This window comes from Thalassobius vesicularis, from assembly GCF_004799325.1.
Classification (GTDB): Bacteria; Pseudomonadota; Alphaproteobacteria; order Rhodobacterales; family Rhodobacteraceae; genus Thalassobius; species Thalassobius vesicularis.
This window is the reverse complement of record NZ_SSMD01000001.1, coordinates 384,475-405,500: the sequence shown is the minus strand read 5'-3', so window position 1 is coordinate 405,500 and position 21,026 is coordinate 384,475. Positions and strand designations below refer to the sequence as shown.

The following is a 21,026-nucleotide window of genomic DNA, read 5'->3' as shown; positions in this document are numbered from 1 at the left end:
CGCCCTTTTTGCATACGTTAGCGTATGGATTAGATGCGCTCGATCGCGATGGCGATACCCTGACCGCCGCCGATGCACATGGTGATCAGGGCCTTCTTGCCGCCGATCCGCTCCAGCTCGTACAGGGCCTTCACGGTGATCAGCGCGCCGGTGGCGCCGATCGGGTGACCCAGGGCAATCGCGCCGCCGTTCGGGTTTACCTTGGCGGTGTCCAGACCCAGACCGTTGTTCACGGCAATCGCCTGTGCGGCGAAGGCTTCGTTCGATTCGATCACGTCGAAATCGCTGATCTTCAGGCCGGTCTTGGCCATCAGGTTTTCCACGGCGGGGACCGGGCCGATGCCCATCACCTCGGGGCGGACGCCGGCATGGGCGTAGCCGATCACGCGGGCCTTGGGCTTCAGCCCGGCCTTTTCAGCGGCATCCGCGCGCGCCAGAACCAGCGCGGCAGCACCGTCGTTCAGGCCCGAGGCGTTCCCTGCGGTGACCGAGCCGTCCTTCTTGAACGCGGGGCGCAGACCAGCCAGGGTTTCCACGGTGGTGGCCTTGGCGTGTTCGTCGGTGGCAAAGGCGACCATGTCGCGCTTGACCTTCACTTCGACCGGCACGATCTGGCTGGCGAAATGGCCTTCGGCAATCGCGGCCAGCGCACGGCGCTGCGATTCAGCGGCAAAGGCATCCATCTGTTCGCGGGTGACGTTATGCTCGCACGCGACGTTTTCTGCGGTGATGCCCATGTGGCCGGTGCCGAACGGGCAGTTCAGCGCGCCCAGCATCATGTCGATGGTGCGGACGTCGCCCATCTTTTGGCCCCAGCGCTGCTCGGGCACGATGTAGGGCGAGCGCGACATGTTCTCGGCACCGCCGGCAACGGCGAAATCGGCGTCGCCCAGCATCAGCGACTGGGTGGCCGAGACGATGGCCTGCGCGCCGGACCCGCACAGGCGGTTCACGTTCATCGCGGGGGTGGTGTTGGGGATACCGGCATCCACGGCGGCGACGCGGGACAGGTACATATCGCGCGGCTCGGTGTTGATGACGTGGCCAAAGACGACGTGGCCAATCTGACCCGGCTCAACCCCGGCGCGCGCCATGGCTTCCTTGGTCACGATGGCGCCCAGCTGGGTCGGAGCGACCCCCGCCAGCGAGCCACCGAAGGTGCCGATTGCCGTGCGCACACCGTCCAGAATTACGATATCGGTCATTTGCTTTCTCCCGCAGAGTGAAATCACGCGGAAGCTATCTGATCTGCCCATTCGAAGACAGAAAAATCTGGCCCACCGCCGCTATGACGGTGGGGCGTTTTCACTCAGTCGGGGTGAAAATGTTACTTTGCGTCAACTCGCGCAGAAGGCGCAGCACGCCCGGCTCTGCGGATGCATCATTTTTGGGCAGACCCGCCGCGCCCTGCAGGAATTCGGGCATCAGTTTCTGGGCTTGGGATGGGTCGATTTTCTCGTAGAACATGGCGTTTCCTCCGTTGAACCATGTTCTGAGGCTGCGCCCGGTTGGGCGCGCAAATACGGCGCGGCGCGTGGCGGGATTGTGACTTATCCCTAAGGTTTTACGGGTTCGCCAGCAGCGTGGCGCGGCCCTTCGCCTCCAGTGTCCAGACCTCGCGTCCCTCGAACACCGCTGCCGTGATCGGCCGGCCATAGCCCGCGCCGCTGTCCAGATTGACACGGTTGCCGTGATGCTCGGGCGCCTCGACGGCGGTATGGCCGTGCACCACAAGCCAGGGATGTGCGCGGGTGTCGTTCAGGAAATCACCCCGGATCCACATCTGGTCATCGCGCGTCTGATCCTTCAGCGCGACCCCGGGCCGGATGCCCGCATGGACGAACAGCAACGCGCCCGCCTCGTGGTGCAGCGGCAAACCCTTCAGAAACGCCAGATGAGCCGGGGGCACCACCTGCCGCGCCTCCTCCAGCAGGGCTTCGATCGGGCGGTCCAGATCCTGCATCCCGTACGAGGCCAGCGTCGCCTTGCCGCCGATGCGCGGGCCGCTCCACGGGACACCCGACAGGATGCGCGGGTCATGGTCCGCGCCGCGTTCCAGAAAGCCGACAAACAGGTCGTCGTGGTTGCCGCTCAGCACCGTCCAGTCGCGCCCCTCGGCCTGGCCCTGCATCAGTCGCTCGATCACCTGGCGGCTGCCAGCCCCCCGGTCCACCAGATCGCCGACAAAGACGATCTTGGCGTCCGGACCGCCATCCGCCTCGATCCGAGACAGGGCGGTTTCCAGCATCTCCAGCTGTCCGTGAATGTCGCCAACGGCGTAGATCGGGGTCATGCGGCCTCCTGAATTTTCGGCACCCTAGGCCAGCGGCGCGGGGTCGTCCAGCGGGGTCAGAATCGTGCGCAACTGCGCCCGCAGCCATTGATGTGCGGGGTCGTGGCTGAACCGCCGGTGCCACGCCATGCACAGCGGCACGATCGGCACCTGCATCGGCGGCTCGTACAGCTCCAGCCCCACGCGCGGCGCCATCCGCTGCGCCAGAGAGCGCGGCAAAAGAGCGATCAGATCGCTGGCCGCCACCGCGTTATAGACCCCCGAAAACACCGGCAGGGTCATCACCACCCGCCGTTCCCGTCCCAGCCGCGCCAGCGCCGCGTCGCCCATGCCCTTCAGGTTGCCATCGGGGGAAAACAGCACGTGTCCCATGTCGCAAAACAGGTCCAGCGGCACCGTGTCCCCCGGCACCAGCCCGGCATGGGCCAGCCGAGGGTTCCCCGTCCGCGCGATCACCGCAAAGCGGGAATGGAACACCACCTCCTGCTCGGCCCAGGGCGGCAGCTCTAACCGGGGGATCAGCGCCACGTCCACGCCGAACGTGTCCAGCGACTCGATATAGCTGTCGGGCACCAGGTTCACCAACTGCACCTGCACCAGCGGCGCCACGCGCGCCAGATGCTCGGCCAGTTGCGGCATCAGCAGTTCCGCGAAATAGTCCGAGCCCGAGATCTTGAACGCCATTTCGGCCCGCGCCGCATCGAACCCGTCGGGGCCACGCAGCAGGGCCTCGGTCTGGTTCAGCAGATCGCGCAGCGGCCCCTGCATCGCCGAGGCAAACTCGGTCGGCCGCAGGTTCCGCCCCTGCCGCACGAACAGCGGGTCCTTCAGCGCGTGCCGCAACCGCCCCAGCGCCGCCGAGATCGCCGGCTGGGACATATGCAGCCGCTGGGCCGCCGCGACGGTGCTGCCGGTGTCCAGCAGGGCATCCAGCACGCGCAAAAGGTTCAGGTCGAAGGTTCTGAAATTCATGATATGAATATATATCATAAGAACAATTTATTTATCTTATGATATTTTTCGCGCCACCTTCTCTGGTATCGTCAACCCAGGACAACGGAACGCGACATGACCCCATCGCTTTCTTCTCATCAGCCGGACGCGATCACCTGGCTACAGACCACGTATCGCACCCTGTTGCCCGCGGCGGCGGCGCAGGGTCGGTTGTCGGTGTTCGACAGTGTCACCCAACCCGGCGGCGGCCCGCCCCGGCATGTGCACCTTGATGCCGACGAAACCTTTGTCCTGCTCTCCGGAGATGTGTCGTTCTGGCTCGAAGGCGAGACCCTCGCCAAAGGGCCCGGCGACACCGTGTTCGTCCCTCGCGGGGCCGAGCACACGTTTCAGGTCGTCGGGACGCGCCCCGCGCGGATGCTGACCATCCTCAACCCCGGCGGGTTCGAGGGGTTCTTTGCCGAAATGGCTGCGGGGGCGTTCCGCATCCCGCAGGACATGGCGGACATCATCACGATTGCCGAACGGTACAATCTTACCTTCACCGGCCCGCCGCTGGCGGTGAACTAATAAAACAGGGAGAGACAGAATGAAGGGTATTTCTTTTTATTTCATGGTGTTGGCGGTGATCTCCGTCACCTGTGGCATGGCGTTGGGCATCCATATGGCCATCTCGCATGACCACACCTTGGCACCGGTCCACGCGCACCTGAACCTGATCGGTTGGGTGACGATGGCGCTGTTTGCCATCTACTACCACATCGTGCCGCAGGCGGGGCAGGGGCTGTTGGCCAAGATCCACCTGGCCGTCGCCACCGCCGGTGTCGTCACCATCGTCCCCGGCATCGCCTTGGCGATCACCAAACAGACCGAGGGCCTGGCCGCCATCGGCTCGATCATCACGCTGGTGTCGATGGTGATCTTCCTGATCACCGTGGTGAAAACCGGCAAAGCGCGCGACTGATCCCAAAGAAAAACCCCCGCCCGGACGAACCGGACGGGGGTATATTCACGTCTGCCAGACAGATCAGACGTTGAATTCCAGCGGCTGGATCTGCTTGAACAGGCCGGTTGCGGCCAGTTCGGCCAGCACTTCGGGCTTGGCTGCTTCGTCCATGTACAGGATGGCGATCGCCTCACCACCGGCTTTCGCGCGGCCCAGGGTGAAGTTGGCGATGTTCATGCCATGCTTGCCCAGCACGCCGCCCAGGGTGCCGATGATGCCCGGCACGTCCTCGTTGGTGGTGTACAGCATGTGCTCACCAACTTCGGCGTCGATGTTGATGCCCTTGATCTGGATGAAGCGCGGCTTGCCGTCCGAGAACACGGTGCCCGCGATCGAGCGTTCGCGCTTGTCGGTCACCACGGTGACTTTCACGTAGCCTTCGAACGCGCCCGACTTGTCCTGGTTGGTGGTCGAGATCTGAACGCCACGCTCTTTGGCGACGACCGGGGCCGAAACCATGTTCACGTCGGGGTTCGACTTCTTCATGATGCCCGCCACGACCGAGCAGTTCAGCGCCGGCAGGTTCATGGTCGAGACAACGCCATCGTACAGGATGTTGATCGCCTTGATCGGCTCGTCGGTCAGCTGACCGATGAAACCGCCCAGGTGACCCGCCAGGGCAACCCAGGGGCCCATGACCTTGGCTTCTTCGGCGGTCATCGAGGGCAGGTTCAGCGCGTTTTCAACAGCGCCGTCCAGCAGGTAGTTCGACATCTGCTCGGCGACTTGCAGCGCCACGTTTTCCTGCGCTTCCGAGGTCGACGCGCCCAGGTGCGGGGTGCAGACGACGTTCGGCAGGCCGAACAGCACGTTGTTGGTTGCCGGCTCTTCCGAGAACACGTCAAACGCCGCGCCAGCCACGTGGCCCGACTTGATCATGTCGGCCAGGGCTTCTTCGTCAACCAGGCCACCGCGGGCACAGTTGATGACGCGAACGCCCTTCTTGGTCTTGGCCAGGTTTTCACGCGACAGGATGTTGCGGGTGCCGTCGGTCAGCGGAACGTGCAGCGTGATGAAGTCCGAACGCTTCAGCAGCTCTTCCAGCTCGACCTTCTCGACGCCCATCTTGGCGGCTTTTTCGTCCGACAGGAACGGGTCGAACGCGATGACCTTCATCTTCAGGCCCAGGGCGCGGTTGCACACGATGCCACCGATGTTGCCCGCGCCGATGACGCCCAGGGTCTTGGCGGTCAGCTCGACGCCCATGAACTTCGACTTTTCCCACTTGCCAGCCTGGGTCGAGGCATCCGCCTCGGGGATCTGGCGGGCCACGGCGAACATCAGCGCGATGGCGTGCTCGGCGGTGGTGATCATGTTGCCGAAGGGGGTGTTCATGACGATCACGCCCTTCTTGGATGCGGCTTCCTTGTCCACGTTGTCGGTGCCGATACCGGCGCGGCCGACGACCTTCAGCTTGGTGGCTTTTTCCAGCAGGCTCGGGGTCACCTTGGTGGCCGAGCGGATCGCCAGGCCGTCATAGTCGCCGATGACGGCGGCCAGGGCGTCCTTGTCCTTGCCCAGCTCGGGGCGGAAGTCGACTTCGATCCCGCGATCCTTGAAGATCTGGATGGCGGCGTCGGACAGTTTGTCAGAGATCAGAACTTTGGGGGCCATGTCAGTTGGTCCTTACGTCAGAAATTGGGGAAAGAACCGGGCCGCTGGGCGCGAAAATTCTTTCGAAGAATTTTCACCGGAATTTTTTCAAAATTCCGCAGCCGGCGGCCCGGCTGGATCGCTGTCTTATGCCTGTTCTTCCAGGCAGGCCTCGAAGGCCCATTTCAGCCACAGGGTCAGGGCTTCGACATCCGACGCCTCGACCGTTGCACCGCACCACACGCGCAGCCCGGCCGGCGCATCCCGATACGCGCCCACGTCATAGGCGGCGTTGTAGGTTTCCAGCTTCTTGGCCACGGCCTTGGCGAATGCCGCGCCGTCCTTGATGCGGTCGTCGGTGAACTTCAGGCAGACCGAGGTGTTCGAGCGCGTTGCGTCGTCTTCGGCCAGGTTGGCGATCCAGTCGTGACGGTCGCAGAAGTCCCACAGCACCTTGGCGTTGGTGGTCGAGCGCTTGATCAGACCGTCCAGGCCGCCAATCTTGCGGGCCCAGTCCAGTGCGACCAGGTAGTCCTCAACCGCCAGCATCGACGGGGTGTTGATGGTCTCGCCCTTGAAGATACCTTCGATCAGCTTGCCGCCCTTGGTCATGCGGAAGATCTTCGGCATCGGCCAGGCGGGGGTGTAGCTTTCCAGGCGCTCGACGGCGCGGGGCGACAGGATGATCATACCGTGGGCTGCTTCGCCGCCCATGACCTTCTGCCAGCTGAACGTGGTCACATCCAGCTTGTCCCAGGGCAGGTCCATCGCGAACGCGGCCGAGGTCGCGTCACAGATGGTCAGGCCTTCGCGGTCTGCGGGGATCGCATCGCCATTGGCCACGCGCACGCCCGAGGTGGTGCCGTTCCAGGTGAACACGACGTCCTTGTTGAAATCGACGGTCGCGAAATCGACGATCTGGCCGTAGTCCGCGGTCTTCACCACGGCGTCCAGCTTCAGCTGCTTGACGACATCGGTGACCCAGCCGGACCCGAACGATTCCCAGGCCAGCATCTCGACGCCACGGGCGCCCAGCAGGGACCACATGGCCATTTCGACAGCGCCGGTGTCCGAGGCGGGCACGATGCCGATCTTGTAGTCGGCGGGGATGCCCAGCACTTCGCGGGTGCCTTCGATCGCGGCTTTCAGCTTGTCCTTGCCGACAGCGGCACGGTGCGAACGGCCCAGCGGGGCGTCAGCAAGCATATCCAGCGAAAAATGGGGGATTTTGGCGCAGGGGCCAGAGGAGAACCGCGGATTTGCCGGCCGCGATGCCGGGTGTGCAATAGCCATGTAGCTACCCTTCCAGATAAGCGCCTCTCGTTGGGGAGAGGTGTCCCGCTGACGCAGATAATGCCCGCCGGGTTCTTTCACAATGGTGAAAATGCGGCTATAGCGCCGCTTGAGCGCGGATTTGCGACCCCCAACAGCTACGATCGGAAACTTTCCCATGTATGTCGCCACTCTTCTGACTTCGCCGAAGGCCCGGACCCTCGAGGCGGCGCTGCTTGATTCGCTGCGCAACGCGTGGGGCGGTGGCGATGTGGTCTGGCTGGCCGAGGCCGAAGCGGCCGAGTTTTCGCTGACCGCGCTGCCCGACAATCGCTGGGATGTCTGGGCCGACCTGCAACAGATGGGCGTGGACCTTGTGATCCAGCCCGAGCAGGGGCGCCGCAAGAAGATGCTGCTGGCCGACATGGACAGCACCATGATCCAGCAGGAATGCATCGACGAGCTGGCCGACATGGCCGGCGTCGGCGCGCGCGTCAAGGACATCACCGCCCGTGCCATGAACGGCGAACTGGACTTCGAAGGCGCGCTGACCGAGCGCGTCGGCCTGCTGAAGGGCCTGCCCGAAGGCATCATCCAGCAGGTGCTGGACGAACGCATCACCTTCATGCCCGGCGGGGCCGAGCTGGTGGCGACGATGCGCGCGAACGGCGGCTATGCGGCGCTGGTCTCGGGCGGGTTCACGGCCTTCACCGCCAAGGTCGCGGCGGCGCTGGGGTTCGATGAAAACCACGCCAACACGCTGCTGGTCGAGGACGGCAAACTGTCGGGTGACGTGGGCCGTCCGATCCTGGGCCGTCAGGCCAAGGTAGACGCGCTGGAGCGCATCACCGCCAAGCTGGGCATCGCCGAGGCCGACGTGATCGCCGTGGGTGACGGCGCCAACGATCTGGGCATGCTGGGCCGTGCGGGGACGGGCGTTGCGCTGCACGCCAAGCCCTCGGTCGCGGCGGAGTGCGAGGTGCGGATCAACCACGGCGACCTGACCGCGCTGCTGTATGTGCAGGGCTACGCGAAAGCGGATTTCGCGGCTGTGTGAGGCCGGATGGCACTCATCCCGGCGTTGCAAAGGCCGGGATGTCGCACCGTGAGTATTTGGATCAGAAAGAAGCCAGAAGGCCGTTTCAGCGGCTGTATTTCTGTCCCTGACGCAGCCGTTTCAGCAGCCTGAGCGACGGGTATCCGTCCGGTGTCAGCCCCTGCGCGCGTTGGAAATCGCGCACGGCGTCGATCGTCAGCGGGCCGATCCGGCCGTCCACGCCCTTGGTGTTGAAGCCGCGCTCGGTCAGCAGGTGCTGCATTTCCTTGCGTTCAACGAAGGTCAGGGCGCGGTCACCGCGGGGCCAGTTGGCCTGAATCTTCGAGCCGCCTTTCAGGCGGTCGCTGAGGTGGCCGACGCCGATCACGTAGGCGTCGGCAGCATTGTAGGTCTCGATCACCGAGAAGTTCTTGAAGATCAGGAACGCCGCGCCATCCGAGCCCGCCGGTAGCAACAGCGAGGCCTGGCCGTGGTTCGGCACCGCAAGCCCGGACATGTCGGTCACCCCCAGCCGCGCCCATTCCGACGGGGATTTCTGGATTTTGCGGTTGGCCAGCGCGTAGTTGAACTTGGCTGGCAGTTTCACCTCGACGCCCCAGGGTTGGCCTTTCACCCAGCCGTGCCGCGCCAGGTAGGCGGCGGTCGAGGCCAGCGCGTCGGCGGGATTTTCGCTCCAGATGTCGCGTTTGCCGTCGCCGGTGAAATCCACCGCATAGGCCAGGTACGAGGTCGGGATGAACTGTGTGTGCCCCATCGCCCCGGCCCAGGAACCGGTCATGTGCCGCGCGTCCACGTCGCCCGATTGCAGGATCTTCAGCGCCGCGATCAGCTGTTGTTCAAAGAATTTTCCGCGCCGCCCGTCATAGGCCAGCGTGGCCAGCGACTCGACGATGTCGTTCTTGCCGCGGAAGGTGCCATAGGCGCTTTCCAGGCCCCAGATCGCGGCCACCACCTCTTTGTCGACGCCGTATTTCGCCTCGATCTGGCGCAGCACGCGGTTATGGTCGCGCAGGGCCGCCTTGCCGTTCGACACCCGCGTGTCCGAGGCGGCGCTGTCCAGGTATTCCCACAGCGTCTTGGTGAATTCCGACTGGTTGCGGTCGCGCTGGATCACGTCGGTGTTGTACTGCACCCCGTCAAAGGCGCGGTCCAGCGTGCTGTTATGGATGCCCGCCGCATTGGCACGCGCGCGGAACAGCCGGATCCAGCGTTGGAACCCCAGGTTCGAGGTGGACAGGCGCACCTCGGCGCTGGCCAGTTGCGCGTCGGGGCGCGGTTGTGGCCGCAGCGACTCGGTCACGGCGCTAGCCTGTGCCGACGTGCCAAAAGAAAGCAGCGCAGCGGCTGCCAGAATCGTCTTGATGCTCATGCCCGGCCTCGTTGTTCTTGTGGACCTTTAAGCAGAGTCTATCGCGAAACCCGGCCCCGTCAAAGCGCGCAAATGGGCAGGGGCCGCGATCCGCGACCGCCCGCTTATTTGTTCCGCCGGGTGCGTTCGACCTTGCGTTTGACCTTGGCGGCCTTGGCCTTGGCGCGGCCCAGTTGCCGCTTGCCCGGCTTGCCGCGTCCGGCCGAGGGGCCGCGCGGGAAGTCTTTGCCGTCCAGGCTGACAAGCTCCAGCGCGATGCCGCCGGTGACGGGCAGCGCCTCGGTCAGTTTCACGGTGACGCGCTGGCCCAGCCCCAGGGTCAGGCCGGTATCGGCGCCCATCAGCGTGTTGCTTTCGCGGTCGTAGTGGAAATATTCCCGGCCAAGCGAGCGGATTGGGATCAGCCCGTCCGCGCCGGTTTCGTCCATCCGCACGAAGACGCCGAACTTGGCGATGCCGCTGATGCGCCCGGTGAATTCGTTGCCCACACGTTCGGACAGGAAGGCCGCCAGGTAGCGATCCGTCGTGTCCCGTTCGGCCATCATGGACCGCCGCTCGGTATCGCTGATATGCGTCGCCGTGCTTTCCAGCCGCTCGATATCCTCGGGGCTGAGGCCATCATCACCCCATTTATGCGCGCTGATCAGCCCGCGATGCACGATCAGGTCCGAATACCGCCGGATGGGCGAGGTGAAATGCGCGTAGTTCCGCAGCGCCAGCCCGAAATGGCCGAAATTCACCGGGCTGTAATAGGCCTGCGTCATGGCCCGCAGGGTCGAGATGTTGATCAGCTCGTCGAAATCCGTGCCCTCGGCGGCGTTCAGCAGCGCGTTCAGGTGGCGCGTTTGCAGCACCTGCCCCTTGGCCAGCGTCAACCCGGCCGAGGTCGCCGTCTCGCGCAGCGCCTCCAGTTTCTCGGGGCTGGGTTCCTCGTGCACCCGGAACAACAGCGGGGATTTGCGCTGAATCAGCGTCTCGGCCGCAGCCACGTTGGCTAGGATCATGAACTCTTCGATCAGCTTGTGCGCGTCCAGCCGGTCGCGGAAATTCACCGACAGAACCTTGCCTTCGTCCGACAGCACGACCTTGCGTTCCGGCAGGTCCAGGTCCAGCGGCTGGCGGTTCTTGCGGGCGCGATCCAGCAGGGCATAGGCCTCGTAAAGCGGTGCAATCACCTCATCCATCAGGGGCGCGCATTTCTCATTCGGGCTGCCGTCCCGCGCCGCCTGCACCTCTTCGTAATTCAAAGACGCGACCGAGCGCATCAGCCCCCGCTGGAACCGGTGCCCGATCTTGACGCCGTTCGCATCCACCTGCATCCGCACGGCGACACAGGCGCGCGGCACCCCTTCGTGCAGCGAACACAGATCACCCGACAGCCGGTCCGGCAGCATCGGCACCACCCGGTCAGGGAAATAGCTGGAGTTGCCCCGGTTCTTCGCCTCGCGATCCAGCGCGCTGCCCGGTGTGACGTAATGCGCCACATCCGCAATCGCGACCCAGATCACGTAACCACCGGGGTTCTTGGGGTCGTCATCCTCATGCGCCCAGCACGCGTCGTCGTGGTCGCGCGCGTCCGAGGGGTCGATGGTGACCAGCGGCATATCCCGCATGTCCACCCGGCCCGACAGGCCCGCGGGCTTCATCGCATCCGCCTCGGCGATCACCTTGTCGGGGAAATCGTCGGGGATGCCATGCTGGTGAATGGCGATCAGCGACACCGCCTTGGGCGCCGTCGGATCCCCCAACCGGTTCACGATCCGCGCCCGGGGCAGACCCATCCGCCCCTTCGGCCCGCTCTGTTCCGCCTCGACCAGCTCGCCATCCTTGGCCCCGCCAGTGGCCCCCTCGGGCACCAGCCATTCCTTGCCGTCGCCCTTGTCGATCGGGATGATCCGCCCGCCCTCGGCCCCCTTGCGGAAGACGCCCAGCACCTTGTGCGGGTTATGCCCGATCCGCCGCACCAGCCGCGCGGTATAGTGATAGTCCTCGCCCTTGACCTCTTGCACCCGCGCCAGAATGCGGTCGCCCACACCCAACGCCGGGTCGCTTTCGCGCGGGATCAGCAGCACGTTCGGCTCCACGCCCTCGCCCTGCCATTCCATCGGTTGCGCGAACAGATCGCCATCCGGCCCGATCTCGCGGATTTTCAGCACGCTGACAGGCGGCAGCCGATCCGGGTCGCGATAGGTCTTCTTGCGCTTTTCCAGATGGCCCTCGTCCTCCAGCTCCTTGAGGATGCGCTTCAGGTCGATCCGCGCAGCCCCCTTGATGCCAAAGGCCTTGGCGATGTCACGTTTTGCAGAGAGGGTCGGGTTCTCCGCGATCCAATCCAGGATCTCGGATTTCGAGGGCATGTTGCTCATATCTTCCGCCTATCACAGCCGCAAAACGCCGTCATGCGGGAAAACGTCCGACATCCAGAAATCGCCCGCCCCGCCTAGTGATGCGGATTGCCCCCGCGCGCGATCGCCAGATGATGCGCCTGATGGTGCATCCCCGAGGCCATGATCCCGAAGAACCCCAGCCCCCTTAGCCTGGCCTCGTCGCCCTCGATCCCCAGCATCGCACCATATGGCCGCTCCGAGGCTTTCATCCGCATCCCGTCCACGCCATCCATCACCGCCGCATGCGCCACCACCATCCGCTGGATCGAGGCAATCACCCCCGCATCCTCGGACGACACGATGAACGCCATCCCGCCCTTGATCGGCTGCGCCCTCACCACGGCCCGCAACGTGACATTATCCATGTCCACCAGATGCTCGCGCAGCGCATCAATGTTGACCAAGGTCCAATCCGTCGCCGGATCAGCCTCCAGAATCCCCACGATCTCCTGAATGGCGGCAAAGGCCGATTGCCCCGCCTGCGTCGCCTGAACTTCCGCCCCACCACCATGCATCATCGCGTGATCGTGACTCATCTGCTGCGCCGCCACCGGCCCCGCCAACATCACCGCCAAAACCCAACCAAACCGCATCAAAAATCCTCCTGTGTCGCCCCGATCCTGCCCCGTCAAAGCAAACCGGCCAACCCACAATCCCGTCATCGGGCTTCTTCTTTTTGCAAATATCCCGGGGGTCCGGGGGCAGCGCCCCCGGCGTGCGTCACAAATCCGCCGCCCGGTCCACATCCGCCAGCACATCCACCAGCGCCACGCGCCGCCCTTGCAAACTGGCGATGCTGTCCGCCAACGCATGCTCCGAGGACCACCGCACCCCCTTGAACAGCTCCGCCGGCACGGGCCCCTTCAGCCCCACCAGCCAATAGCCCCCGTCCGGCGCCGGCCCGAACACCGCCTCGGCCCGCCCCAAAGCCGCAAAAGCCCGCGCCACATGGGCGCGTGTGACCCCCGGAATATCCGCCCCGATCACGCAGACCGGCCCCCGCGGCATCCCCCGTAACTGCCGCGCCATTCGCTGCCCCAGATCGCCGCGCCCCTGCGGCACCCGCGCGAACCGCCCCGGCCAGACCCGAGACCCAACCGCCCGGTCAGGTGCCACCGCCAGCACCACGCGCCAGCGCGGGTCCTCGATCCGGCGCAGCAGGCGCGCGACCTGATGCCGGAACCACCATGTCGCCGGGATCATGCCGATCTCCCGCCCCAGCCGGGTCTTGACCCGCCCCGGGACCGGCTCTTTCAGCATGATGACCAGCGTCCCTTTCACAAGGTCTGCTCCATCTCGTGGTGATCAATCCCGGCGTCGTCATAGACCGGCCCGCAAACGGCAAAGCCCAGCTTTTCGTAAAACCCGGTCGCATGGACCTGCGCGCCCAGCCGCACCATGCGCAGCCCCTGCGCTCGCAGTCGCGCGATCCCGTCCTGCACCAACGCCGCACCCAGCCCCGTGCCGCGCGCCGCACGCGCCACGCAAATGCGCCCGATCCGGCCCGTGTCCCCGTCGATCAGCAGCCGCGCGGTGCCCACCGGCACCCCGTCCACCCGCGCCAGCAGATGCACGGCCGATCCGTCCAGATCATCCCATTCGTCGGCCTCGGGAACGCCCTGTTCCTCGATGAACACGGTGCGGCGCAGGGCGTGGACCTCGTCCAGCCCCTCGGCCTCCTCGATCTGCCAGTTCACGCGAAATAGTCCCGCAGGATGCGTCCGTAGATCGCCTTCAGCTGGTGGATCTGCGCCACGTCCACTCGTTCATCGACCTGGTGCATGGTCTTGCCGACCAGCCCGAACTCGACCACCGGGCAGTGATGCTGCACGAACCGCGCGTCCGAGGTTCCGCCGCTGGTCGACAGCACCGGCTCCACGCCCGTTTCGGCCTGCACCGCCGCGCTGACCATCTGCGACAGCGGCCCCGGCGGCGTGACAAAGCTCTCGCCCGAGACCTTCACCTTCATCTCGACCCGCACGTCGTATTCAGCCGCCACGCGGTCCGCTTCGGCCTGCAACCACTCGGTCAGGCTGGCGCTGGAATGCGCGTCGTTGAAGCGGATATTCGCGGTCGCCTTGCACTGCGCCGGAATGACGTTGGTCGCCGGGTTGCCCGTGTCGAACGTCACCACCGCCAGCGTCGAGGCATCGAAATGGTCCGTGCCCTGATCCAACTCATGGCTGGCCAGCCGGTCCACCAGCCGCGCCAGCGCCGGCACCGGGTTCTTGGCCCGATGCGGATAGGCCGAGTGCCCCTGCACCCCCGTCACCGTAAAGAACGCCGTCATAGAGCCGCGACGCCCGATCTTCATCATCTCGCCCATCTCGTTGGGGCAGGTGGGTTCACCCACCAGACAAACCGACATCTTTTCCTGCGCGCGATCCATCCAGTCCAGCAGGGCAACGGTGCCATCCACGGCGTCGCCTTCCTCATCGCCGGTGATGGTGATGATGACGGCCCCATCGGGCGGCGTCTGCGTCACCAGATCGACCGCCGCCGCGACAAAGGCCGCCACGCCGGATTTCATGTCGGTCGCCCCGCGCCCCCACATCATGCCGTCCTTCACCTCGGCTCCGAACGGGTCCACCGTCCAGGCGGCGGCATCGCCCACCGGCACCACATCGGTATGCCCGTTGAACCCGAATGTCTTGGCCGCGCCCTTGGCACCCCAACGGGCGAACAGGTTCGACACCTCGCCGCGATCCACGCGGGTGCAGTCGAACCCTGCGCTTTCCAGCAGGTCCTGCAACAGCACCAGCGCGCCGCCTTCGTCAGGCGTGACCGAGGGGCAGCGGATCAGCCGGGCGGTCAGCTCGGCGGCATCGACGGGCGGAAGGGGGGCGTTGGTCATGGGGGCTCCTGTGCGGCTTTGTTCCTTGGCTATCGCGGATCGGCCCGATGCGCAAACCCCGTGCTGGGGGATTCACGCGCCCGCCCGCCCGTGCTATGACGAAGCCAGCAGACAGACCGGGACAACCCGGCTTCACCCGAGGCACCGCAGACATGGCCCAGCACTGGCCCCAGCACTGGATTGGCCTGGCAGACCGCACCACCGCCCTGTTCCACACGGGCGGCCTGACCGCGTCCACGCCCGAGCGCCCCGGCCCCGCCGACCTGCTGGCGCGCGGCACGCTGATGCTGGAAACCGGAGTGCCCTGCCATTCCCGCCCGCAAATGCTGCTGTCCTACCACCATCTCCACCCGTGGGAGCGTGGCCTTGCCCTGCACGCCTTGCCCGACGGCTCGGTCGTTCTGGTGGTTACGCAGGGCGGCAGTGTCGTGCATTCCGTGCTGCATCACGGGCTGACCGGGCAGGGCCATACCCTGTGCGTCAGCTATGTCTGGGACGCGCCCGCCCGCACCGGGCATCTGTCGGTGAAATCGCTGGACACGGGCCGGATGTACCTGCAACCCGTGGCCAACCCGCTGCCCCTGTCGCTGGGCGATCTTCAGGCGATCTTTCAGCACCCCTCGGCCGCCGACATGGACCGGCAGGTCGCCTTTGCCGCGTTATCCGACAGCATCCAGCCCATCGGCCCGATGCCCAGCCTCGCCCCCGACGTCCCGATCCTGACCGAGCAAGGCTACCGCCCGATCCGCCAGATCCGCAGCGGCGATCTGGTCCGCACCTCTGCGGGCGATCTGGTTCCGGTTCTGGCCAACCTGCGCCACAGCCTGCCCGCGCGCGGCAGCTTCCGCCCGATCCGCCTGCGCGCGCCCTATTTCGGGCTGCAACGCGATATCACCGTCGCGCCCTCGCAGCGGCTGTGCGTGTCTGGCTCGGATGTCGAGTTCCTGTTCGGCAGCCCCGCCGTGCAATTGCCCGCCCGCCACTTGGTGAACGGAGTCTCGGCCTGGTATGTCGACTGCCCCCCTGTCGTCACCTGGCATCAACTGCTGCTGTCGCAAGCGCAGGCCGTGCTGGCCGCAGGCGCCCCGATGCAATCGCTTTACCTTGGCCGGATGCGCCGCAAGCCCGACCAGATCGCCGCCTCGCTGCTGGCCGGGATGGATCGTACGCGCCTGCCGGAACACGCCCGCCCGCCGTTTCCCGTCCTGCGCGCGATCGAGGCCGCGACCCTGCTGCAGCACCGCGCCGCTTGACCCGGTGAAATCCTTGCGTCGTTACCCGGCATGGCCTATCCGGTCTTAAACGGGGAAATTCGGTAAATGCAGCGTATCATTCTTGCTTTGGTGACAGTTCTGGCACTGTGGCCCGCGAAATCCATGTCCCGCGAACTGGTCGTGGGCACGGTCACGCGTCCGCCTTTCTCGATGTCGCTGGCCGGGACCGATCTGGGTTTCTCGATCGACCTGTGGGATGCGCTGGCAACCTCGATGGGCCACACCTACCGGATCGAACGGTTCGAGAAATTCGGGGACATGCTGAAGGCCGCCGAGACCGGCCAGGTCGACCTGTCGATCGCCAACATCTCGATCACCGCCGCCCGCGAAGAGGTGATGGATTTCAGCCAGCCGATCTTTGGCTCGGGCCTGCAGATCATGACCCCGGTGGACAGCAATTCCAGCGCCCTCTGGGACACCCTGTTCAAGAAAGAGCTGATCCTCTCGGTCCTCGCCGCCTTTGCCGCGCTGTTGGGGATCGGCATGCTGATGTGGTGGCTGGAACGCCGCCATCAGGATTATTTCGCCGTTCCCGCCAAGCAGGCGATGTTCCCCGCCTTCTGGTGGGCGCTGAACCTGATCGTCAACGGCGGGTTCGAGGAACGCGTCCCCCGCACCGCGCTTGGCCGCCTGATGGGCGTGGCCATGGTGATCGTGTCGCTGTTCTTCGTCTCGGTCTTCGTCGCCTACGTCACCTCGGCCATGACGGTCGAGGCGATCACATCCTCGGTCAACTCGGTCAACGACCTCTACGGCAAGCGCGTCGGCACCGTCGCCGGATCGACCGCCGCGAACTACATGGACAACCGCGATCTGGACTATGTGAAATACGCCGGTCTGGATCAGGTTCTGACCGCCTTCGAGTCCGACGAGCTGGACGCCATCATCTTCGACGCCCCGATCTTGGCCTACTACGTCAAGACCCGCTCGCAGGGTAAGGCCCAGATGACCGGCTCGGTCTTCCTGCGCGAAAACTACGGCATCGCCTTCCCGACCGGCAGCCAGCTGACCGAAGAGGTCAACCGCGCCCTGCTGTCCCTGCGCGAGAACGGCAAATACGAGGAAATCCGCGAAAGCTGGTTCGGCGTCGAGCAGCAGTAAAATCGGCGTACGAAAATCGGCCGAAATCTTACGATTCGGCCGGTTACGCAGCCGTTAATGCTTCGCGTCGGCCCCGCCGTCATCGCCGAAAAACGGCGTCATTTGCGCCACGATGACCGAGTTTTCGTCCAGCGCGCGCTTCATCAGGTCCAGCTCGTCCTGCTCGATATCGTGGCCCTGCTCCAGCCGTTCCTCGGCGGTGCCGTAGCCGGTGACGTCCAGCGGCGCCAGGTCGGCTTGCTTCAGGATGGCGACGGTTTCGCGCACCGCTTCGGCCTCGTCCACGCCGCTGGCATAGCACATCAGCGCCGCCCCGGTTGCGCCCTTGGGCAGCCCGTCGCCGTCTTTCCGACCGACCTGAACCAGCAGGGTATAGACCTTCTGGCGCGATTGTTTGCTGGGTTTTTCGGGCGTGGAGTCGGACATTTCGGGCCTCGTGTACTGACCGCCCTGACATGCCGAAAACCGGCGCAAAGGTCCAGCGCAATCGCAACGCGCAACGGCTGCGTGGTTGCCCACACAGCCGTTTTGTTTGGAAAATCAGAAGGTTGTTACTGTGCCAGGCCGATCTGACGCATGAAGGTCAGGTTGTCCCAGAACAGGTATTCTTCGTCCATGACGCCTTCGGCGTTCCAGTGGCCGATGGTGGCCATGGTCAGCTTGTAGGGTTTGCCGGTGGGCTCGATGAACTTGCCGTCGCCGATCGGCATGGGCGCGCTGAAGGTGCCCTCGATCACGCCGACGACGCCGGTCCATTCACCTTGGCCGATGCGGATGGGGTGGGTCTCGATCCGGGTGTCGGGGGCGTAGACAAAGAACGCCTCCAGGTCCGCGATGTGTGCGTCCAGACCGGTCGTGGTGCGGCCATCGGGCCAGTGCACGACGATGTTGTCCGCGTGGCTTTCGTGCAGGCGGTCCCAGTGCTGGCCCGAGAACACGTCGAAGTCCAGAATATCGAACGTTTCCAGGTTCTTCTCGATCCGGGCCTGCTCGGCCTGAACCTTGGCCAACTCGGCCAGCGCAGCCACGGCAGCGGCGTTGTTTTCGGCCAGAACGGGGGCGGCAAAGGTGCTGCCGATCAGGGCGGCGATAAGGGTGGTTTGCAGTTTCATTTCGGGGTCTCCAGTTGGGTGCGGGCTGTGTTCCGCGTTTCGATGAGGGGAATATGGCGCGCCCTAATTGAGAAAAAAATGTTGAATAAACGGATTCACTTACGCCATTTTGTTCTGAATAAATTTCCGCATTTTCGTAAAATCCGCGGGAAAAATCGTTCTGTAGCAACGGTTTGTGAACCAGTGGCGCCTATCCCCAATCAAAAGGGGGTGCCATGCCGAAATATTCCTCGTTTTCCCAGACCGCGCAGACGTCCACGTCGGTTCAGGCGCAAGAGCTGCCGATCGACACCAACGCCACCGCGATGGAGATGGCCGAAACGATGTTCGGATCGGGCGTCCAGATCGTGTCGGCGGATTACACCGGGGCGTCCGCGTCCTCGGGCATCTACACCAACGGGGATGAGGTCGCGCCGGACATCACCCCCTCGGATACCGGCGTGATCCTGTCCACGGGCCGGGCGACCTCGATCACCAACAGCTCGGGCGACGCGAATACGTCGGCCTCGACCTCGGGGAACATGCATACGGGCGGTGACGCCGACCTGAACCAGATCGCCGGCGTGCAGACCTATGATGCCGCGATTTTTGAGGCGACGTTCATCCCTGACGGCTCGACCCTGACCATGCAGGTGACGTTCTCATCCGAGGAGTACCTTGAATATTGCGGTTCGGGCTTCAACGATGCGGTTGGGGTCTGGGTGAACGGTCAGCAGGCCACGCTGACAGTGGGCGACGGCGACATCACCATCAACAATATCAACGACGAGTCGAACTCGAACCTCTACATCAACAACGCCGCCAACGACGAGGTCGCCAACACCGAGATGGACGGTTTCACCGTCACCCTGTCGCTGCGCGCGCCGGTAAATGCGGGGCAGGTGAACACGATCCGCATCGGGATCGCCGATGGCGGGGACCATTCCTATGACAGTAACCTGTTGATTGCAGGAGATTCCGTGCAATGCGCGCTGGTGGCGGGCGACGATCACGTTTCGGTTCAGGCGGACGGGTCGCGGACGGTGGACCTGCTGGGCAACGACAGCTCCTCGGTCGGGCCTGAGCTAAGGATCACCGCGATCAATGGCCATCCGGTGGTGGCGGGCGACAGCATCACCCTGTCCACAGGCGAGGTGATCGTGCTGAACCCGGACGGTACGATCACGCTCTGGGCTGACGGGGACGAGGGCGAGAATACTTTCACTTATGAGGTGACGGACGGCGCCGGGAACACCGATGTCGGCTATGTCACGGTTGAGACGACGCCGTGCTTTACCGCCGGAACCCGGGTGCTGACCCCGCGCGGCCCTGTTGCGGTGGAACGGCTACGCCCCGGCGATCTGGTGGTCACGCGCGACAACGGTCTGCAAGCGCTGCGCTGGATCGGCACCTCGACCCGGCGGGCGTTCGGGCCGGACGCGCCGGTACGCTTCGCCGCCGGCGTGCTGGGGCCGCATGACAGCGTCGAGTTTTCGCCTAACCACCGGGTTTTGGTCCGCTCGCCCCGTGCTGTTCTGCTGTTCGGCGAGGGTGAGGTGCTGGTGAAAGCCCGTGATCTGGTGAATGGTGCGTCGATCACCGTGCGCGCCGACGGGCAGCCCGTGACCTATGTCCACCTGCTGTTCGACCGGCACGAGATCGTCTCGGCCAACGGGTTGGACAGCGAAAGCTACCATCCGGGACAGGCGACGCTGGACAGCTTTGACGCTGATACCCGTGATGAAATCCTGCGCCTGATGCCGGGGTTGGAGGATATCACCGACACCAGCTATGGCCCCTCCGCCCGCCTGTCGCTGCGCCCGTTCGAGGCGCGGGTGCTGCTGGCGCGGGCATGAAAAAACGCGCCCCGAAAGGCGCGTTTTCAATCGGTTAGACGGGGATCAATCCCGCAGCAGCTCGTTGATCGAGGTCTTGGAGCGGGTCTTGGCGTCCACGCGCTTCACGATCACGGCGCAGTACAGGTGCACGCCGTTTTTCGACGGCATCGAGCCGGACACGACCACCGAACCCGCGGGCACTTCGCCATACATGACTTCGCCGGACTCGCGGTCGACGATCTTGGTCGACTGGCCGATGTAAACGCCCATGCCCAGGACCGAGCCTTCGCGGACGATCACGCCTTCGACAACTTCCGAACGCGCGCCGATAAAGCAGTTGTCCTCGATGATGGTCGGGCCAGCCTGCATCGGCTCCAGCACGCCGCCGATGCCGACGCCACCGGACAGGTGCACGTTCTTACCGATCTGCGCGCAGCTGCCGACGGTCGCCCAGGTGTCCACCATGGTGCCGGTGTCCACGTGCGCGCCGAGGTTAACGAAGGACGGCATCAGCACCACGCCCGGCGCGATATAGGCGGACTTGCGCACGACGCAGTTGGGAACGGCGCGGAAACCGGCGGCTTTCCAGTCGCCTTCCTGCCAACCGGCGAACTTGCTGTCCACCTTGTCCCACCAGCCGCCGCCTTGCGGGCCGCCGGACTGGATTTCCATGTCCTTGATGCGGAAGCCCAGCAGCACCGCCTTCTTGGCCCACTGGTTCACGTGCCAGTTGCCGTCCGCCTGCTTTTCAGCAACGCGCAGCTTGCCCGAGTCCAGCGCGTTCAGCGTGTCCTCGATGGCGTCGCGGGTTTCGCCGGTGGTGGCGGGGGTGATGGTGTCGCGTGCTTCCCACGCGGCTTCGATCGCAGCTTCGAGCTGGGCGTTCGACATGGCTCTCTCCCTAGGTCAGGCATTCAGGTTCGACATTGCCTATAAG

General features: G+C 64.8%; 21 protein-coding genes. 6 read left to right on the top strand and 15 right to left on the bottom strand.

Annotated features, from left to right (window positions below; all coding sequences use genetic code 11):
* Nucleotides 1–29 precede the first annotated feature (29 nt).
* The 4 genes from E7681_RS02055 to E7681_RS02045 form a co-directional block, all read right to left on the bottom strand.
* Nucleotides 30–1,205: an acetyl-CoA C-acyltransferase family protein gene (locus tag E7681_RS02055; protein ID WP_136337591.1), complete on the bottom strand. Its 1,176-nt coding sequence runs from the start codon at nt 1,203–1,205 to the stop codon at nt 30–32.
* 100 nt (nt 1,206–1,305) lie between these two features.
* On the bottom strand, nt 1,306–1,467 hold the full coding sequence (locus E7681_RS18765) for a hypothetical protein (RefSeq protein ID WP_168733135.1): 162 nt from the start codon (nt 1,465–1,467) through the stop codon (nt 1,306–1,308).
* Nucleotides 1,468–1,564: 97 nt separating this feature from the next.
* Nucleotides 1,565–2,293, bottom strand: a complete 729-nt coding sequence (locus E7681_RS02050) for a metallophosphoesterase family protein (RefSeq protein ID WP_136337590.1) — start codon at nt 2,291–2,293, stop codon at nt 1,565–1,567.
* Nucleotides 2,294–2,317: 24 nt separating this feature from the next.
* Entirely contained in the window at nt 2,318–3,265 is a 948-nt protein-coding gene (locus tag E7681_RS02045) for a LysR family transcriptional regulator (protein ID WP_136337589.1), read from the bottom strand.
* A gap of 96 nt (nt 3,266–3,361) precedes the next feature.
* On the opposite strand from E7681_RS02045, the gene E7681_RS02040 reads away from it, so the two are divergent.
* Both E7681_RS02040 and E7681_RS02035 read left to right on the top strand, forming a co-directional pair.
* Complete coding sequence (locus E7681_RS02040) at nt 3,362–3,817, top strand: cupin domain-containing protein (protein WP_136337588.1); 456 nt, start codon at nt 3,362–3,364, stop codon at nt 3,815–3,817.
* A gap of 19 nt (nt 3,818–3,836) precedes the next feature.
* Nucleotides 3,837–4,211 (top strand): hypothetical protein, encoded by a 375-nt coding sequence (locus E7681_RS02035; RefSeq protein ID WP_136337587.1) that lies wholly within the window; start codon nt 3,837–3,839, stop codon nt 4,209–4,211.
* 63 nt (nt 4,212–4,274) lie between these two features.
* On the opposite strand, the gene serA is transcribed toward E7681_RS02035, so the two are convergent.
* Both serA and E7681_RS02025 read right to left on the bottom strand, forming a co-directional pair.
* Nucleotides 4,275–5,867, bottom strand: a complete 1,593-nt coding sequence (gene serA, locus E7681_RS02030; protein WP_136337586.1) for a phosphoglycerate dehydrogenase — start codon at nt 5,865–5,867, stop codon at nt 4,275–4,277.
* A gap of 126 nt (nt 5,868–5,993) precedes the next feature.
* On the bottom strand, nt 5,994–7,139 hold the full coding sequence (locus E7681_RS02025) for a phosphoserine transaminase (RefSeq protein ID WP_136337585.1): 1,146 nt from the start codon (nt 7,137–7,139) through the stop codon (nt 5,994–5,996).
* Nucleotides 7,140–7,296: 157 nt separating this feature from the next.
* Between E7681_RS02025 and serB the strand changes: the two genes are divergently transcribed.
* On the top strand, nt 7,297–8,175 hold the full coding sequence (serB, locus tag E7681_RS02020; protein ID WP_136337584.1) for a phosphoserine phosphatase SerB: 879 nt from the start codon (nt 7,297–7,299) through the stop codon (nt 8,173–8,175).
* Between the two features lie 85 nt (nt 8,176–8,260).
* Here serB and E7681_RS02015 read toward each other — a convergent pair whose 3' ends face one another.
* The 6 genes from E7681_RS02015 to dapE all read right to left on the bottom strand — a co-directional run bounded on the left by E7681_RS02015 (nt 8,261) and on the right by dapE (nt 14,785).
* Entirely contained in the window at nt 8,261–9,544 is a 1,284-nt protein-coding gene (locus tag E7681_RS02015; RefSeq protein ID WP_136337583.1) for a lytic murein transglycosylase, read from the bottom strand.
* A gap of 104 nt (nt 9,545–9,648) precedes the next feature.
* Entirely contained in the window at nt 9,649–11,910 is a 2,262-nt protein-coding gene (rnr, locus tag E7681_RS02010) for a ribonuclease R (RefSeq protein WP_136337582.1), read from the bottom strand.
* A gap of 74 nt (nt 11,911–11,984) precedes the next feature.
* On the bottom strand, nt 11,985–12,524 hold the full coding sequence (locus tag E7681_RS02005; RefSeq protein ID WP_136337581.1) for a hypothetical protein: 540 nt from the start codon (nt 12,522–12,524) through the stop codon (nt 11,985–11,987).
* A 127-nt stretch (nt 12,525–12,651) separates the two neighbouring features.
* Nucleotides 12,652–13,212, bottom strand: coding sequence for a TIGR04282 family arsenosugar biosynthesis glycosyltransferase (locus tag E7681_RS02000; protein ID WP_136337580.1), 561 nt, complete (start codon nt 13,210–13,212; stop codon nt 12,652–12,654).
* Nucleotides 13,209–13,628 (bottom strand): GNAT family N-acetyltransferase, encoded by a 420-nt coding sequence (locus tag E7681_RS01995; RefSeq protein ID WP_136337579.1) that lies wholly within the window; start codon nt 13,626–13,628, stop codon nt 13,209–13,211. The genes E7681_RS02000 and E7681_RS01995 overlap by 4 nt, the downstream gene beginning before the upstream one ends.
* Nucleotides 13,625–14,785, bottom strand: coding sequence for a succinyl-diaminopimelate desuccinylase (dapE, locus tag E7681_RS01990; protein ID WP_136337578.1), 1,161 nt, complete (start codon nt 14,783–14,785; stop codon nt 13,625–13,627). The genes E7681_RS01995 and dapE overlap by 4 nt, the downstream gene beginning before the upstream one ends.
* Before the next feature lie 95 nt (nt 14,786–14,880).
* On the opposite strand from dapE, the gene E7681_RS01985 reads away from it, so the two are divergent.
* Complete coding sequence (locus E7681_RS01985) at nt 14,881–16,038, top strand: Hint domain-containing protein (protein ID WP_136337577.1); 1,158 nt, start codon at nt 14,881–14,883, stop codon at nt 16,036–16,038.
* Nucleotides 16,039–16,104: 66 nt separating this feature from the next.
* The gene (locus tag E7681_RS01980; RefSeq protein WP_136337576.1) at nt 16,105–17,160 is read left to right on the top strand and encodes a transporter substrate-binding domain-containing protein; all 1,056 of its coding nucleotides are present in this window, start codon (nt 16,105–16,107) and stop codon (nt 17,158–17,160) included.
* A 54-nt stretch (nt 17,161–17,214) separates the two neighbouring features.
* On the opposite strand, the gene E7681_RS01975 is transcribed toward E7681_RS01980, so the two are convergent.
* Both E7681_RS01975 and E7681_RS01970 read right to left on the bottom strand, forming a co-directional pair.
* Entirely contained in the window at nt 17,215–17,586 is a 372-nt protein-coding gene (locus E7681_RS01975; RefSeq protein WP_136337575.1) for a hypothetical protein, read from the bottom strand.
* Between the two features lie 125 nt (nt 17,587–17,711).
* Nucleotides 17,712–18,272, bottom strand: a complete 561-nt coding sequence (locus E7681_RS01970; protein ID WP_136337574.1) for an ester cyclase — start codon at nt 18,270–18,272, stop codon at nt 17,712–17,714.
* A 215-nt stretch (nt 18,273–18,487) separates the two neighbouring features.
* Between E7681_RS01970 and E7681_RS01965 the strand changes: the two genes are divergently transcribed.
* Nucleotides 18,488–20,107: a choice-of-anchor L domain-containing protein gene (locus E7681_RS01965; RefSeq protein WP_246032385.1), complete on the top strand. Its 1,620-nt coding sequence runs from the start codon at nt 18,488–18,490 to the stop codon at nt 20,105–20,107.
* 45 nt (nt 20,108–20,152) lie between these two features.
* Here the strand turns inward: E7681_RS01965 and dapD are convergent, their stop codons facing one another.
* Nucleotides 20,153–20,980 (bottom strand): 2,3,4,5-tetrahydropyridine-2,6-dicarboxylate N-succinyltransferase, encoded by an 828-nt coding sequence (gene dapD / locus E7681_RS01960; RefSeq protein ID WP_136337573.1) that lies wholly within the window; start codon nt 20,978–20,980, stop codon nt 20,153–20,155.
* Nucleotides 20,981–21,026 lie beyond the last annotated feature (46 nt).

What these genes read in the sequence shown, in the direction of transcription:
- E7681_RS02025 (WP_136337585.1), bottom strand. Translation starts at nt 7,139, where the DNA reads ATGGCTATTGCACACCCGGCATCGCGGCCGGCAAATCCGCGGTTCTCC.
- E7681_RS01985 (WP_136337577.1), top strand. Translation starts at nt 14,881, where the DNA reads ATGACGAAGCCAGCAGACAGACCGGGACAACCCGGCTTCACCCGAGGC.
- E7681_RS02040 (WP_136337588.1), top strand. Translation starts at nt 3,362, where the DNA reads ATGACCCCATCGCTTTCTTCTCATCAGCCGGACGCGATCACCTGGCTA.
- serA (WP_136337586.1), bottom strand. Translation starts at nt 5,867, where the DNA reads ATGGCCCCCAAAGTTCTGATCTCTGACAAACTGTCCGACGCCGCCATC.
- E7681_RS02005 (WP_136337581.1), bottom strand. Translation starts at nt 12,524, where the DNA reads ATGCGGTTTGGTTGGGTTTTGGCGGTGATGTTGGCGGGGCCGGTGGCG.
- E7681_RS01975 (WP_136337575.1), bottom strand. Translation starts at nt 17,586, where the DNA reads ATGTCCGACTCCACGCCCGAAAAACCCAGCAAACAATCGCGCCAGAAG.
- E7681_RS01965 (WP_246032385.1), top strand. Translation starts at nt 18,488, where the DNA reads ATGCCGAAATATTCCTCGTTTTCCCAGACCGCGCAGACGTCCACGTCG.
- E7681_RS02045 (WP_136337589.1), bottom strand. Translation starts at nt 3,265, where the DNA reads ATGAATTTCAGAACCTTCGACCTGAACCTTTTGCGCGTGCTGGATGCC.
- E7681_RS02035 (WP_136337587.1), top strand. Translation starts at nt 3,837, where the DNA reads ATGAAGGGTATTTCTTTTTATTTCATGGTGTTGGCGGTGATCTCCGTC.
- serB (WP_136337584.1), top strand. Translation starts at nt 7,297, where the DNA reads ATGTATGTCGCCACTCTTCTGACTTCGCCGAAGGCCCGGACCCTCGAG.
- dapD (WP_136337573.1), bottom strand. Translation starts at nt 20,980, where the DNA reads ATGTCGAACGCCCAGCTCGAAGCTGCGATCGAAGCCGCGTGGGAAGCA.
- E7681_RS02050 (WP_136337590.1), bottom strand. Translation starts at nt 2,293, where the DNA reads ATGACCCCGATCTACGCCGTTGGCGACATTCACGGACAGCTGGAGATG.
- dapE (WP_136337578.1), bottom strand. Translation starts at nt 14,785, where the DNA reads ATGACCAACGCCCCCCTTCCGCCCGTCGATGCCGCCGAGCTGACCGCC.
- rnr (WP_136337582.1), bottom strand. Translation starts at nt 11,910, where the DNA reads ATGAGCAACATGCCCTCGAAATCCGAGATCCTGGATTGGATCGCGGAG.
- E7681_RS18765 (WP_168733135.1), bottom strand. Translation starts at nt 1,467, where the DNA reads ATGTTCTACGAGAAAATCGACCCATCCCAAGCCCAGAAACTGATGCCC.
- E7681_RS02055 (WP_136337591.1), bottom strand. Translation starts at nt 1,205, where the DNA reads ATGACCGATATCGTAATTCTGGACGGTGTGCGCACGGCAATCGGCACC.
- E7681_RS01980 (WP_136337576.1), top strand. Translation starts at nt 16,105, where the DNA reads ATGCAGCGTATCATTCTTGCTTTGGTGACAGTTCTGGCACTGTGGCCC.
- E7681_RS01970 (WP_136337574.1), bottom strand. Translation starts at nt 18,272, where the DNA reads ATGAAACTGCAAACCACCCTTATCGCCGCCCTGATCGGCAGCACCTTT.
- E7681_RS02015 (WP_136337583.1), bottom strand. Translation starts at nt 9,544, where the DNA reads ATGAGCATCAAGACGATTCTGGCAGCCGCTGCGCTGCTTTCTTTTGGC.